The sequence below is a fragment of the Marinobacter zhanjiangensis genome, from assembly GCF_014651935.1.
Classification (GTDB): domain Bacteria; phylum Pseudomonadota; class Gammaproteobacteria; order Pseudomonadales; family Oleiphilaceae; genus Marinobacter; species Marinobacter zhanjiangensis.
Window position 1 is genome coordinate 443,706 of record NZ_BMXV01000002.1, and the last position, 12,661, is coordinate 456,366.

Sequence of the window (12,661 nt, forward strand, 5' to 3'; positions counted from 1 at the left end):
GGCCGGTATGCGTTATTGTGTCTAGGTTGAAAAGATTTGTTACGAGCTTCAAGAATACGACGTTTCTCTGGTTATTACTGGTAGTACACCGTCCTGTCTTTAAGTCTTCATAATTTTTTCCGCACACAGCTGACCAGTCATTGACACGATGCACTGGCGGCAATTCAAATTATTGATTTCAGGATGTTTTTATATGTCTACTACTACCGGCACTGTCAAGTTCTTCAACGAAGCAAAAGGCTTTGGTTTCATCACTCGTGAAAGCGGCCCGGACGTCTTCGTTCACTTCAGCGCCATCCAGGGCAGCGGCTTCAAGACTCTGGCAGAAGGCCAGGAAGTCGAGTTCACCGTAAGCGATGGCCAGAAAGGCCCGCAGGCGGATAATGTTGTTGCTATCTGAATAGCGACTGCATGACCAGAAAGGCAGCTTCGGCTGCCTTTTTTGTTGGTGCGCCAGGCATGACGCGCCACACGCAAAAGGACCTCTCGGGGTCCTTTTCTTTGTCCGCCCGGTAATTCTTGCGGCCAGGACCGGGGGAGGTCTATCTCCTGAACAGGTACCGACATCTGGTCTGGCGCACCTGGGCCCGGTTGACCCGGTTATTACTTATAAAAAAAGATTAGGGAAAAAGGCGGGGATAGGTTACTGTGTGTGGGTAGAAAAGATTTGTTACGAACTTCAAGAATACGACGCTTCTCTGGTTATTACTGGTAGTACACCGTCCTGTTTTCGAGTCTTCATTATTTTTTCCGCACACCGCTGACCGGCCATCGTTCCGATGCACTGGCGGCAACTCAAATTATTGATTTCAGGATATTTATATATGTCTAACACTACCGGTACTGTCAAGTTCTTCAACGAAGCAAAAGGCTTTGGTTTCATCACTCGTGAAAGCGGCCCGGACGTCTTCGTTCACTTCAGCGCCATCCAGGGCAGCGGCTTCAAGACTCTGGCAGAAGGCCAGCAGGTCGAGTTCAACGTCAGTGACGGCCAGAAAGGCCCGCAGGCGGACAATGTTGTTGCTATCTGAATAGCAACCGCATGATCAGAAAGGCAGCTTCGGCTGCCTTTTTTTTGGGGCCCCATTTAATGACGCAGGGGCTGTTAGAGGAGAGTGCCGTTTCAGTATTTCAATCTGATCGTCAGATCCAGATTTTCCCCATCGTACGAAAAGCTGGCGTCCTCGAATGAAGGCGCACTCATTCCGGCTTCGGCGCCGCTTGAAAAACCGTAGCCTTCCGTAGGGACTCCGATAAAGTTAGTGTTGAGCTTGCCGTCCATATTTTCATCATGAATGACGGCCAGGGCATAGGTTCCCGGGGGGACATCCAGAAAATTGCAACGCGCCTGTGTATCTCGAATTTTCATCATCGTTATATTGGTTGCGGACTGCAGAAACTCGGTCGGGAAACCCTCTGGCGATTCGAAAAGCGCGCACGCGATAGTCCCCGTACTGTTTTTGATGTTCGGAACTTTCACATGAATTCCCGGGCAGGATTGGGCAAAGACCATCGCGGGAAGACTTGCAACCGCCAGCACTATCGACAATGCCCCATACCTGACCCGCACGGCGTAACGCATCACCGCCAGCCTGGCAATGGAGGTCAACGCGGACTTCCGCTTGTTTGACTCACTCATCAGTGCCCTCATGACTCCGATCTCCCCGGCCTGGTTGAACCCGTCATCAGACGCCTGGTGGCGGGCAGCTATTCGTGTGCCGGCCCGCTTTTCTCAGACAGCCGCTGTCAGTGGTGGCACTTGCTGGTGTAGGAACCACTTCTCGGTTACCACCTTGCGGGTGAACCAGTGGGAGCGCATCAGTGTGCCTGCCAGGGGTGTCTTGATCCACTGCGGCAATTGCCAGCCGTTATCGTGTTGCTCTGCGCGGTTGCCAAAGCGCTCGGCAATGGCCGCGCCGTAGGGCTGAAGAGATTTTTCTGAATAGTTCTCCGCAGATCGGATAACCTCTGCCGCGAGCAGGGCGGACTCAATGGCTGGCCGTATGCCTTCCCCACTTTGCGTATAGGCAAGCCCGGCGGCGTCGCCGATGAGGAGCACTCCGTCGTCAACCAGCGGACGGTGGGCGTGGTTGTACAGCAAATAGGCATGCCCCTTGAAGCGCCCGGGCAGGTCGGAGGGAATGCGACCGGCTTGCTTCATCTCGTCGACAAAGTGGTGCAGGTGATCCGACAGCTTATGGTTGTCCTCCCGTCCCAGCCCGATATTCAGATAGTTGCCCTTACGGAAAATCCAGGCATAGCCCTTGAGGTCGCGGCAGAACCACAGTTCCGGCGTGTCGCCGCTGGCCTTGCAGGTTTCGGCCTGCCCGGGTGTCATTTCGAATTCCACTTCTTTTGCCGCAACCACTGTCTCGTGACCGCCGGGGCCATCGCCCAGCAGGCGTGCGACGGGGCAGAAGTGGCCACCGGCACCAACCACCAGGGGAGTCTGCCAGCGGCCGTTAACAATCCAGTTTCGGCCTTCACGCTCGATGGATTTGACCGGTTCTCCCAGTACCTTGTCGCAATGGGTCCGCTCCAGCAGGTAATGGTCAAACTCACAGCGGCGGATGCCGTAGCTGACGATGTCGCCATGGTCGTTTTCCACCGGTGCCTGCCCCATCATGCCGATGCGAAAGCGGCGGATGGGTTGCAGGGTGCGGTCGTTGCCGTAGTCCTGAGGATCGATGGCGAGGCTCTCCATGACCGCCGGTGTTACCCAGCCGGCACAGGTCTTGTCTCTGGGGAATGCCTGTTTATCGACTATGAGTACCCGCTTGCCGCTGCCTTCAAGCGTGGTCGCGAGTGTGGAACCTGCCGGGCCTGCGCCGATGATGATCACGTCATAGTCATCCATCAGACGTCCTCCGGGGTTGCGGGGGAGGTATACAGATCCTGCCGGCTGCGGGGAATGTTGTTGTTTTCCCCATGGCTGAACACCACCTGGAACAGCTGCAGGGAACCGACCCGGAAGGCACCAATGGAACCGGAAAGATACATGCGCCAGGCCCGGGCGAAGTGTTCGTCGTACATCTCCGCGACGCGGTCTTCGTTCTGGTCAAAACGTTCCTTCCAGTGGGTCAGGGTCTGGGCATAGTGCAGTCGCAGGTTTTCCACATCCATTACCGAGAAATCATTGGCCTCACAGATACCCATGAACTCTCCGATGCTGGGAGGGTAGGCACCGGGGAAGATGCGTTTTTCGATCCAGGCATTCATCAGCATGGGTCGGTTACGGCCAATGCTATGCAGCAGCGCCAGCCCGTCGGGCTTGAGACTGCGTTTGATGAGATCGGACAGGGCCTGGTAGTTCTCCTTGCCGACGTGTTCCAGCATGCCAATGGAAACAAACGCGTCGTATTCGCCGCTGATGTTGCGGTAATCGTCTTCCACGTAGTCGACCAGATGGTCCAGCTGCTGGCGCTTCGCCTCTTCCCGGGCATAGCGGATCTGCTCGCGGGAAATGTTATAGGCATGGACTGTCACACCGTAATGACGGGCCATGTAGCGGGCCAGCCCGCCCCAGCCACAGCCGGCTTCCACCACGGTCATGCCCGGTTTCAGTCGCAGTTTGCGGCAGACGTGCTCCAGCTTCGCCAGCTGGGCCTGCTCAAGTGTCGCATCCGCTGTCTCGTAATAGGCGCAGGTGTATTGCATTTCAGCCTGGTCGAGCCACAGACGGTAGAACTCGTTGCCAAGGTCGTAGTGGTGATGGATATTCTCTCTGGCCTCGTCGATGCCAGTGGAACGGGGAGCGTGATTTCTCCACAGCGTTTCAAGCCATCTGGGCCAGTTCTGCATGGCTCGGTGGATATGCCGATAAAGGGTTTCCGTCAGGTCCGAGAGATCACCGTCCAGCAGCTGAAGCCGGCCGGCGCTGTAAAGGTCTCCGAAAGCGAGGTTGGGGTTGGAGGCAAGGGAGAGTAACGCCTTGGGATCGGTCAGTTGCAGGGTGAACTCTGCCTGCCCCTCAGCTGGCTCCACGGTCTCTCCATTCCACAACCGGAACCTCACCGGAGGAGAGCCTGCCATTCGCAGTAGCTTGGCAATCATCCAACGTTCGTAACGGTGGGGCTCGCGGTCAACCTGCAGGTCTTCCAGCGGTAATGTCAGTACATGCCCCTGGTTTTCGGTTGGCTGCCCTCGTTCTGTATCCCTTGCGGTACTGTCGTTCATGGCTGCTTGATCCCTTGTTGTGGCTGTCGTGCCTGACTCCGTCTTCGTAAGGAACGTTTATTTGTCAACTCAAGGGGCGCGTCCCGACTGCATGGCTGAGAAACGCCTGACTTCTATCGAGTATAGAAAACATCCAGAACATGTCATCCCGGTAAGGGTGACGATGTCAGCTGGCAAGCATCAGGGCCTCCTAGGGGAAGGCAACCATCTTTTGCTGGCTTTCATCCCAGAGTTTGAGCCGGAAGGCCGTCAGGCTCTGTCTTAACGTCAAAGGCTCTTTGGCGCCCACGGCTGGCACGTCGTTGTAACATTCCGGCAAGCGATAATTGGGAATTCGGGCGTTGAGATGGTGAATGTGGTGATACCCGATGTTCGCTGAAAACCAGCGCAAGATAGTCGGCAATTGATAGAAAGAGCTGCCTTCCATGGCGGCGCGCAGCGGATCCCACTCACTCCTTCGTGCCCAATAGCCGCCTTCAAACTGATGCTGGACGTAGAACAGCCAGATGCCGCCCATACCGGCCAGCCAGATCACGGGTAACTGAATCAGCAAATACGTCTGCCAACCAATCGTCAGGGCGGCAACCAGGAATACGCCGACGATGGCGAGATTCGTGAACACGACGCTCATACGCTGCCTGTGCTGTACTTTTCGGCCCGGCAAACGGTTTCTCAGCAGGAAATTGAATATGGCCCCAAAGCCAAGGAGCATAACCGGATTGCGATAGAGCCTGTAAAGCCAGCGATTGAGCTTCGACGATTGATTGTATTCGCGCAAGGTGAGGGTCCAGATATCGCCAAAGCCGCGGGTATCGAGATTGGCGTAGCTGACGTGATGACGAAGGTGGCTGAGGCGCCAGTCGTCGAATGCGGTAAAAACGAGCACCCCCAGAACGCGCCCTACCCAGGTGTTGGCGCGTTTCGACGGCAGGAACGACTCATGGACGCAGTCGTGGAACAGGATGAAAAGGCGTACCAGAAACGCCGCTGCTACCACCGAAAGTGCCAGTGTCCACCAATAGGAAAAACCGTGCTGGATCGAGAGGATCATTAAATACCACAAGCCAGCGTAAGGGACCAGCGTATTGATGAGCTGCCAAATTGCCTTGCTGCGACTGGAAGCACGGTACGGGTTCAATGCCGGGCGCGGGTCCGGCCACGAGGAATCGGCTTGCATATCGCCTCCATTCGATTTTTGCAGTGCACGGACCTTTCCGGCACTTTTCGCTCGGCGCAAGCAAGCGCCGTTTATTCTGATATTCAGGTTTTGACTTTAACTCCACATTACGACCTTTGAACCTGCCAGACAATGGCTTGCCGAAACCGGGACTGATTGATTTCCGGCATGAACAGCTGAGGCCAGGACCGGCAGGAGGCAAGGCTTCAGGTTGTCCGGGCAGTGTACGGAGCGTTGCGGAGAGGTGGCGCCGGCGGTGAGGCGCTACAATACATTTTCCTGCTTGGTCATTTTTTGCGAGTGGCTGTCACATTCTTTGCGGCTCTGGGCAACCCGCCATACTGTCAATTGGTAGTGGAGATGTCATGACGAAGTCTATCGAGAACCCTCGGCCACAATGGGCCGTGTTTCTCGCGCATATGTTTCTGATACTCGCGGCCTGGACCATCTTTATCAAATACCTGTTCCCGGTCGCCTTTGCTCTGGCCAGCGGGGAGCCTTGGGCAACCTATATCTACTGGGACCTGTGGCCGATTGCTCATATCTGGCTGGCGTGGGCACTGATGGCGGGCCCGCGGTATACACGTGTGCTGGCAACTGGCATGTCCATTGTTGAAATAGTGATAATTGTCACCCTGTTCAGTCGCTTCCTGGCGGACCCGGAGTGGTCCATCTGGCGCACCAACTGGTTTGTGAACAAGGTGTTCGTGCTGGCATCGTTTGTTCTGGTGCTGGGTACTGCTGTGTTCCGCCCAGATGTGTTGAGGGGGAGGTAATGAGGCTGTACGGGGCCTCTGAAAGGGGTTGCTCATCCTTCAGGTTCCGAGGGGCGAATGACCCGGCTCCAGTTCGAGCCGGGTCATATACGTTGGCTTTTCGGGGAGCCAATCCCGGTTCAGGTTGTGTTAAAACCCGTACAACGCCTTCAGGTGCGCCATGAACTCCGGGCGATTCTCTGCGGCGTCAGCGCGAACTTTCTTTACCTGGGGTCTTTCTTCCATGCGCGTGCAGTAGGCATCCAGGCCTGGCACCTCTGACAGTGGGTCCCGGTCCAGGAACGCCCTGCCGACGTTGCGTACGATGGGAAGGTTCAGAATCGCCCCGATATCCGCCTGGGTGAACTGGTCCCCATAGGCATACTCTTCAAACGTGGACAGTTTTGGCAGGGCGGCTACGGCCTTGTCCAGGCTGGTCTCGACTTCTTTTAGCACCGTGGGGTCTGGCTGGGTACGGCTCAGGAGATTCGGAATCAGGCGGCGTGCCACAAGCTCGAAGTAAAGCTCGATGAACTGCGACAACTCCTGCACTTTCGCGATGCCAAAGGGCGTGGCTGGCAACAGGGAGGGGGCAGGGTAGGTCCGTTCGATATACTCGAGAATGGCGCGGGATTCGCTGATGAATCCTTCCGGCGTTTCCAGTGCCGGCACCTTGCCCAAGGGGCTTTTGTCGAGATACTCGGGTTTGTACTTCGGACCCACGCCGGTGTAGGACAGAACTTCTTCAAACGGAACGCCTTTCTCCAGAAGGGCGAGCTTGGGTACGTTATAGTAGTTGCTGGCAGAAAAGCCGTGAAGTCTGATCATTTTTTATTTCCATTGTTGGTGTTTCTGAACGACTCTGCGCCAACATGGTCAGGCGCTATCAGTAGGATGCCGATTTCTGAGTCTGGCGGCACAATAAGGTGCCATAGCTGTTACGGCAAGAACTACGGGCCAGATGTTACCGTCCCTGAAACGGTATGCGTCAAACAGGGTCTGCCAGGATTTGCCCTGCCACAGACCAAACGAGAATTCGAACACCAGGGTCAGTGCCAACCAGCCCAGGCCGATGGCGAACAACTGGGCTGTGTGTTGTGCACCTAGCCAGGGCAGGGAAAACCAGGCGACGACCAGGATCAATACTGACAGGACTATACCACTCAATAGCTGGCCCGCCACAGCGCCAAGGTTCGGCACGAGAATCGCCTCCCGCAGAAGCCCGTTCAGCACGGCGAGCATCAGTATGCCTATCCATACAGCAAGGGCTTTAGAAGTCATTTCAGAGTACATTGATCGCTCCTGCAGGCCGCCAGGCTGCGCCTGAGTATCAGAGGGGCCTGTCGATTTCGCTCAGGTGAAACGTCCGGGGGAGAAGGCGCCAAGGTCGATGGCTGGTGTTTCCCCATCCAGCAACTGGCCGATGATCTCCCCGCAGCCGGCAGACAGCGTCCAGCCAAAAGTACCGTGGCCGGTATTGAGCAGCAGGTTCTTCTGTTGGCCCCACCCCAGTATGGGAGGGCCATCCGGCGTCATGGGGCGAAAGCCGGTCCAGGGCTCCGCGTGGCCAAGGTCGGCGGCGCCGGGAAAGCGTGAGGCGAAGGCTTCCCGTAGTACCTGTAAACGCCGCTGCGGGATGTGGCGCTGAAAGCCGGCCAGCTCCACGAACCCGGTTACCCGAACCCGCTCCCCCAGCCGGGTAATGGCGGCCTTGTAGGCATGGTCCACCACAGTCGAGCGCGGGGCCTTCGCGGCGTCGTCTATGGTGCTGGTGAGGGAATAGCCCTTGACCGGGTATATGGGCAGGCTGAGGCCCAGTGGCCGGGCCAGCTCACGGGACATACAACCGGCACAGAGCACCACCTGGTCGGTTTCCAGGTAGTGGGGGGAATCCCCGTCTTTCACGTCGGGTGCCGACTGCCCCCCGCCCGGGTCCGGGGGATGCCTTTGCAGCCAGGCGCCGCGTATGTGTCCGTCGTCCAGGTACCAGTCGGTGATGCTGGTGCGGTACTGAAAGTGCACGCCGCGGGCTTCACAGGCCTGCGCCAACATCCGGGTAAAGCGGTGGCAGTCGCCGGTGCCGTCAGCGGGCATTAGCAGCCCTCCCGCTACTGCCCCGGGGCCCTGCATGCCCGGCTCCTGTTGCCGGACAGCGTCGGGGTTGAGCCATTCATGTTCAATGCCCAGGCTTTCCAGTCTCCGGGCCTTCTGGTGCAGGGCGGTGCAGGCGGCCTGGTTGTCGGCGACTTCCATCAGGCCTTCGTGCTGCCCGTCGAAGCTTGCGTCGGGGGGCTCTTCCAGCGCCACGAAACAGTGGCGGCTGAACTCCGCCAGTTCCAGCAGGGCGGCGTGGCTGGCGTTATAAAGGCCATGGCTCAGGCTGCAGCGGGCCGACATGGCCAGAAACTGCAGGGTGCGTGGTGACCAGGGGTTGGTGATCTTGAAGGGCCCATAACGGCTGAACAGCCCCCGCAGGGCCTTGCCCACCATGTCGGGCGCGGCCCAGGGATACACATAACCGTAGGATCGCTGGCCGGCGTTGCCCCGGCTGGTCTCCAGAGCCGCCCCTTCCAGCCGATCGACCACAGTCACCTGGTGTCCTCGTCGGACCAGCGCCCAGGCGGTCGTCACTCCCACTACGCCGGCGCCGACGATCAGTACGTTCATCAGACGCTTCCCGCTCTTCCCGGGCGGTCACCCGGTGGCTGTCGCAGACCGTTGCTTGCATGGGGATGATAGTCAGGCACAGTTCGTCAGCTCCCAGTCATTGTGGGTCAGTGGCTCCGCCCCCCGCTCGGTCACCAACACGGTATTGCTCATGCCGATACCCCACTGCCCGGGCAGGCGCAGGCACAGGGGCAGGTGAAAGACCATGCCCGGAGCAAATCGCTGTTGCTGCCCCCGGGCAATGTAGCCGGTCCCTTCAACCCAGCTGGGTGGAAACTGCGCGCCCACGGAGTAACCGAAAACGCCGGAAAAGAAAACCTCCCCGGCCACCGGGGCCAGAGCCACTTCGGCCGCCCGGGCCGCGTCGTCAAAACGGTTGCCGGGGCGCATGGTGTCCAGCAGGGCATCATGAATCCGGTGACAACAATCCCTCAACATGAGCATATAGGCACTGGGCTCACCGGCCACCACTGTTCGCATCATGGGAGCGGTATAACGCTGCCATGCTGCCCCGAATTCCAGGAACACCGGGTCGCCGGGCTGAACAAGGCGTTGCTGGTGATTAAGGTGGATCACACCGATGCGCGGGCCGCTGGTGACAATGGGCTGCAGGCTCATGAACTCGCTGCCTGCCGCCAGCATGGCACCGGCACCGGCGGCGGCAATGGCATTCTCATCGACACCCGGACGTATCATGGCAATCGCGGCCTGCAGGCCGGCCTCGGTAATACGGGCACTGTCCCGCAGGCACTGAATCTCGGCCGCGGTCTTGATCAGGCGGATGCCATCAAGAAGATCGCCACAATCCTGAAAGCGCTCACCTCCCAGATGGGCGGTCAGTTCGTACATCAGTCCATGACGTAGCCCGGCATTCCAGGGGTCGATGCCCACGTGATGGCAGTCCCGGAGTTGCGAGACCAGGGGTGCTACCACAGACGTAACGTCTTCCCAGTCATAACCGGCAATCTCGTCCACCCAGGCCGTGGTGACCGCCGGCCCGGTTTCAATGGAGGGAACCTGCAAAAAACAGTGCTCAGGACGAAAGACCAGAGCGGCATGAACTGACACCTCGAAGGTCTTATAACCGGTGAGGTAATGAATATCGGCGGGGTCGGTGACCAGCAGTGCATCCAGCCCCCGTTCGGCCATGGCCCGGGCTACCCGGCTGCGGCGTTCGGTAAATTCCGCTGGGGGAAAAAAGCGCTCGGTGCCGGCGCTGGATTGGGTGAGGGCGGTGCGATAGGCATTGTGGTCCATAATCCGGGCTCCGGTGGACGCGGGTTTATTACAACACTAGCTCAGATTACGGTGGCCGGGGAAGGTAACGGGAACGGGGACAATTCGGGATCCAACGCTGACCGGATGGAGGCGATATACGAAGCAGGCGTGTTGGGGCATGCACGCCGGAAGTCAGCCCTTGCTTTCTGCCTTGCCCCGCGATGCCAGGAGAGCAAAAAGACAAGACTTGACGCCGCAACCCATTCACCTGACCTGCTGAGTCAGGTGCATGGAAACTGCGGTTCGCTGTTTTAGCAGGTGGGGCTGGAGGTTGCCTTTTTGTCGGCGCCTGTCCCGGCTACTTTCCCAGGTTGATATGCTTTGAACCTGTAGAGCCGTATTGTCCACTTTTACCCTTGACCACATATTCAACAGCCCCGCCGGACTTCAAAAACGCAGCGGTCTGCTCTTCAATGGTAGCAGTCGTTAATGTGGCTTTCGTGGGTTTCTTGCTCATGGTGTTCTCCAGGTTAACTGTCGGCTTTTTCGCCGACTGTAAACGCCCATTATATCCGAAACAGGAAAAAATTGCTGGTGTGAATTTTCAAACCACAATCCCACTATCACCACTACTGACCTGACCCCGAAATAGTCACCAGGACATTGGTTCAGACGTGCCCGACGGCTATTCCGGGGCGCCGGTCATTTCCGGGTCCGGCGGTAGGTTTCAGCGCCACCGAGAAGAAGCGCTGCCGCCGCTCCCAGAGCGCCAACAGCCAGTCCGGTTCTGGCGCCGGAGGACAGGTGATCATCCTGAAACCGACCTCGTACCCGCTTGAGCTGACGGTTGGCGCGCCGCTTGAGCCGTTGTGATCTGGTGGCCGTGTGCTCCTGGTAATACCAGGCTCCGGCGATGAGCCCGAGAAGACTCAGCACCAGTGTTGAAATACCCACAGTCTGGGCAGAGGGTTTCGGAATCTGGCTGGTATCCATAAGGCTTTCTCCTGATTAAACAATTGGATTGCTTTGCTAAACAAACAGGATTACCGCGCGACTTTCCTGCAGAAGTGAAAAGTGTATACCTATCAACGTAGGCGGACTTACCCGTCTTGGCAAGGCTGGCTGTCGCTGGCGAAACTGAGCTGTGGTTCGCTGCCAGCGGGTTTCAAACTCCCGGTGCGTCATGAGTTGCCGTGGTGTTGTCCACCTCGATTTCTCTATGGGCTTGACTCTCTGTCAATCGCCAACTGTACCTGTCTGTAAAAGGCCAAACGCTTTTCACTCTGGTCGCCACCCTGGCGAGCCGACGCCTTCGGCCAGTTGCCATTCGACGCGATAACCAGCTGCCGCTCGGGGTCAATGAAAATACCCTGGCCGAATATCCCCCGCGCCATAAACGCACCATCATCCAGCGTCCACCACTGGTAGCCATAACCATAGTCCGGGCTGTCGGTATCAGTCTGCTTCATGGTTGCCTCTGCAATCCAGCCATCAGGCAGTACCGGCTCTCCATCGGCCATACCTCCGCCCAGGATGAACAGACCGAATCGCGCGAAGTCGCGGGTTGAGGCCTGTATGCAGCAACCACTGATTTCGTGCCCCGTGGATCCCAGCAGCCAGCTTGCATCCTGCTCCATGCCAAAAGGCTTCCAGATTTTCTCCGAAAGATAATCAGACAGGCTCTTCCCGGTGGCTGAACTGACCAGTACGCCGATCAGATTGGTTTCGCCGGTTTTATAGACCCACTTCGTGCCTGGAGGCGCTTCAGATTCCAACTGGCGCATATAACTGACAGTGACATCGACGCCCGGATCAGCTTCGTGGGCGTTGAACAACGCGACGTCGGATTCAGGGTCGGCGTAATCCTCATTCCATTTCACGCCCGATGTCATTGTCAGCAACTCTCGGATCGTGACATTGTCGTAGGCGGAACCTCGGAGATCGGGAATATAGTCCGACACCGTGTCTTCAATACTTTCGATATCCCCGTCTTTCAGGGCGGCGCCGACCAGTGTCGAGGTCAATGACTTGGCAACCGAGAAACTGGTCCAGCGGCCTTCGGGACCGAAATCCAGCCCATATCGCTCAAGCCGTATCTTGCCGTCCTGAACGATCACCAGAGCAGCGGTGCGCTGAGACTCCATAAAGGCATCGATGTCCAGCTCCATATCGAGCGGTGCCCCTTCGGGTAACGGATGGGTGTTGTCACCCGCGGCGATTACGCGCGATTTCGAGAGGATTGGCACTCGGTCCATTGCGCGGAACACGGCATCCCGTTGCTGAACTGACCAGAAAAGAACATCAGTGTCGGTCGGCATGTTCAGGAGCAACCGGCGCATATCCTTGTCAGCCATCGCCCAGAATGTACCGAGCGCAAGCGCCAGCAAAACGATGACTGAAACAATCCATTTTTTCATAAGGCTTCTACTTCTGTTTTTTATTGATGAGGGTCCAGAGGTCTGGAAGGCGCTTGGCTCAATGGCACAAGGCGACCAGGCCCGCCGATGATAGAAGTCACTTCTCCGTTGCTAGCCTATCAGATAGATAACAACAGAGCTTCGCCAGTGTCTGGACTTTTGCGAACACGTTCGCTGAATTTCGGCGGACTTGTCACGGTAAAGCAATCGGATGCTGATCGAAAGATAACGCCCATCGAGCTCTGGCGGTG

Annotated in this window: 14 protein-coding genes; 3 read left to right on the forward strand and 11 right to left on the reverse strand. The window is 57.6% G+C overall.

Annotated elements, in window-relative coordinates:
* Positions 1 to 193: 193 nt before the first annotated feature.
* Both IE079_RS05460 and IE079_RS05465 read left to right on the forward strand, forming a co-directional pair.
* Positions 194 to 400: a cold-shock protein gene (locus IE079_RS05460; RefSeq protein WP_189573999.1), complete on the forward strand. Its 207-nt coding sequence runs from the start codon at positions 194 to 196 to the stop codon at positions 398 to 400.
* A gap of 424 nt (positions 401 to 824) precedes the next feature.
* Entirely contained in the window at positions 825 to 1,031 is a 207-nt protein-coding gene (locus IE079_RS05465) for a cold-shock protein (protein ID WP_189574001.1), read from the forward strand.
* Positions 1,032 to 1,123: 92 nt separating this feature from the next.
* On the opposite strand, the gene IE079_RS05470 is transcribed toward IE079_RS05465, so the two are convergent.
* The 4 genes from IE079_RS05470 to IE079_RS05485 all read right to left on the reverse strand — a co-directional run bounded on the left by IE079_RS05470 (position 1,124) and on the right by IE079_RS05485 (position 5,353).
* The gene (locus tag IE079_RS05470) at positions 1,124 to 1,639 is read right to left on the reverse strand and encodes a DUF2141 domain-containing protein (RefSeq protein WP_227712333.1); all 516 of its coding nucleotides are present in this window, start codon (positions 1,637 to 1,639) and stop codon (positions 1,124 to 1,126) included.
* Between the two features lie 93 nt (positions 1,640 to 1,732).
* Positions 1,733 to 2,857 carry an NAD(P)/FAD-dependent oxidoreductase gene (locus tag IE079_RS05475; RefSeq protein ID WP_189574005.1) on the reverse strand — a complete coding sequence of 375 codons (1,125 nt, stop codon included), beginning with the start codon at positions 2,855 to 2,857 and terminating at the stop codon, positions 1,733 to 1,735.
* A complete protein-coding gene (locus IE079_RS05480; protein WP_189574007.1) occupies positions 2,857 to 4,176 on the reverse strand; it encodes an SAM-dependent methyltransferase in 1,320 nt (439 codons plus the stop codon). Before IE079_RS05480 ends, IE079_RS05475 begins: the two co-directional genes overlap by 1 nt.
* A 190-nt stretch (positions 4,177 to 4,366) precedes the next feature.
* Positions 4,367 to 5,353, reverse strand: a complete 987-nt coding sequence (locus IE079_RS05485) for a fatty acid desaturase (protein ID WP_189574010.1) — start codon at positions 5,351 to 5,353, stop codon at positions 4,367 to 4,369.
* A 365-nt stretch (positions 5,354 to 5,718) separates the two neighbouring features.
* On the opposite strand from IE079_RS05485, the gene IE079_RS05490 reads away from it, so the two are divergent.
* Complete coding sequence (locus IE079_RS05490) at positions 5,719 to 6,129, forward strand: hypothetical protein (protein WP_189574012.1); 411 nt, start codon at positions 5,719 to 5,721, stop codon at positions 6,127 to 6,129.
* 129 nt (positions 6,130 to 6,258) lie between these two features.
* Here IE079_RS05490 and IE079_RS05495 read toward each other — a convergent pair whose 3' ends face one another.
* The 7 genes from IE079_RS05495 to IE079_RS05525 all read right to left on the reverse strand — a co-directional run bounded on the left by IE079_RS05495 (position 6,259) and on the right by IE079_RS05525 (position 12,410).
* Positions 6,259 to 6,936, reverse strand: coding sequence for a glutathione S-transferase family protein (locus IE079_RS05495; protein ID WP_189574014.1), 678 nt, complete (start codon positions 6,934 to 6,936; stop codon positions 6,259 to 6,261).
* A gap of 48 nt (positions 6,937 to 6,984) precedes the next feature.
* The gene (locus tag IE079_RS05500; protein ID WP_189574016.1) at positions 6,985 to 7,401 is read right to left on the reverse strand and encodes a phosphoglycerate mutase family protein; all 417 of its coding nucleotides are present in this window, start codon (positions 7,399 to 7,401) and stop codon (positions 6,985 to 6,987) included.
* 60 nt (positions 7,402 to 7,461) lie between these two features.
* The gene (locus tag IE079_RS05505; RefSeq protein WP_189574019.1) at positions 7,462 to 8,775 is read right to left on the reverse strand and encodes a D-amino acid dehydrogenase; all 1,314 of its coding nucleotides are present in this window, start codon (positions 8,773 to 8,775) and stop codon (positions 7,462 to 7,464) included.
* A gap of 72 nt (positions 8,776 to 8,847) precedes the next feature.
* Positions 8,848 to 10,032 carry a M24 family metallopeptidase gene (locus IE079_RS05510; RefSeq protein WP_189574021.1) on the reverse strand — a complete coding sequence of 395 codons (1,185 nt, stop codon included), beginning with the start codon at positions 10,030 to 10,032 and terminating at the stop codon, positions 8,848 to 8,850.
* Between the two features lie 319 nt (positions 10,033 to 10,351).
* Positions 10,352 to 10,510: a PFL_1563 family small protein gene (locus tag IE079_RS05515; RefSeq protein WP_189574023.1), complete on the reverse strand. Its 159-nt coding sequence runs from the start codon at positions 10,508 to 10,510 to the stop codon at positions 10,352 to 10,354.
* A 185-nt stretch (positions 10,511 to 10,695) separates the two neighbouring features.
* Positions 10,696 to 10,986: a hypothetical protein gene (locus IE079_RS05520; protein ID WP_189574026.1), complete on the reverse strand. Its 291-nt coding sequence runs from the start codon at positions 10,984 to 10,986 to the stop codon at positions 10,696 to 10,698.
* Positions 10,987 to 11,210: 224 nt separating this feature from the next.
* The gene (locus IE079_RS05525; RefSeq protein WP_189574029.1) at positions 11,211 to 12,410 is read right to left on the reverse strand and encodes a serine hydrolase domain-containing protein; all 1,200 of its coding nucleotides are present in this window, start codon (positions 12,408 to 12,410) and stop codon (positions 11,211 to 11,213) included.
* Positions 12,411 to 12,661: the final 251 nt, after the last annotated feature.

Bases quoted from the DNA above. Each gene is read 5' to 3' on its own strand.
- IE079_RS05460 (WP_189573999.1), top strand. From the start codon at position 194: ATGTCTACTACTACCGGCACTGTCAAGTTCTTCAACGAAGCAAAAGGC.
- IE079_RS05465 (WP_189574001.1), top strand. From the start codon at position 825: ATGTCTAACACTACCGGTACTGTCAAGTTCTTCAACGAAGCAAAAGGC.
- IE079_RS05470 (WP_227712333.1), bottom strand. From the start codon at position 1,639: ATGAGTGAGTCAAACAAGCGGAAGTCCGCGTTGACCTCCATTGCCAGG.
- IE079_RS05475 (WP_189574005.1), bottom strand. From the start codon at position 2,857: ATGGATGACTATGACGTGATCATCATCGGCGCAGGCCCGGCAGGTTCC.
- IE079_RS05480 (WP_189574007.1), bottom strand. From the start codon at position 4,176: ATGAACGACAGTACCGCAAGGGATACAGAACGAGGGCAGCCAACCGAA.
- IE079_RS05485 (WP_189574010.1), bottom strand. From the start codon at position 5,353: ATGCAAGCCGATTCCTCGTGGCCGGACCCGCGCCCGGCATTGAACCCG.
- IE079_RS05490 (WP_189574012.1), top strand. From the start codon at position 5,719: ATGACGAAGTCTATCGAGAACCCTCGGCCACAATGGGCCGTGTTTCTC.
- IE079_RS05495 (WP_189574014.1), bottom strand. From the start codon at position 6,936: ATGATCAGACTTCACGGCTTTTCTGCCAGCAACTACTATAACGTACCC.
- IE079_RS05500 (WP_189574016.1), bottom strand. From the start codon at position 7,401: ATGTACTCTGAAATGACTTCTAAAGCCCTTGCTGTATGGATAGGCATA.
- IE079_RS05505 (WP_189574019.1), bottom strand. From the start codon at position 8,775: ATGAACGTACTGATCGTCGGCGCCGGCGTAGTGGGAGTGACGACCGCC.
- IE079_RS05510 (WP_189574021.1), bottom strand. From the start codon at position 10,032: ATGGACCACAATGCCTATCGCACCGCCCTCACCCAATCCAGCGCCGGC.
- IE079_RS05515 (WP_189574023.1), bottom strand. From the start codon at position 10,510: ATGAGCAAGAAACCCACGAAAGCCACATTAACGACTGCTACCATTGAA.
- IE079_RS05520 (WP_189574026.1), bottom strand. From the start codon at position 10,986: ATGGATACCAGCCAGATTCCGAAACCCTCTGCCCAGACTGTGGGTATT.
- IE079_RS05525 (WP_189574029.1), bottom strand. From the start codon at position 12,410: ATGAAAAAATGGATTGTTTCAGTCATCGTTTTGCTGGCGCTTGCGCTC.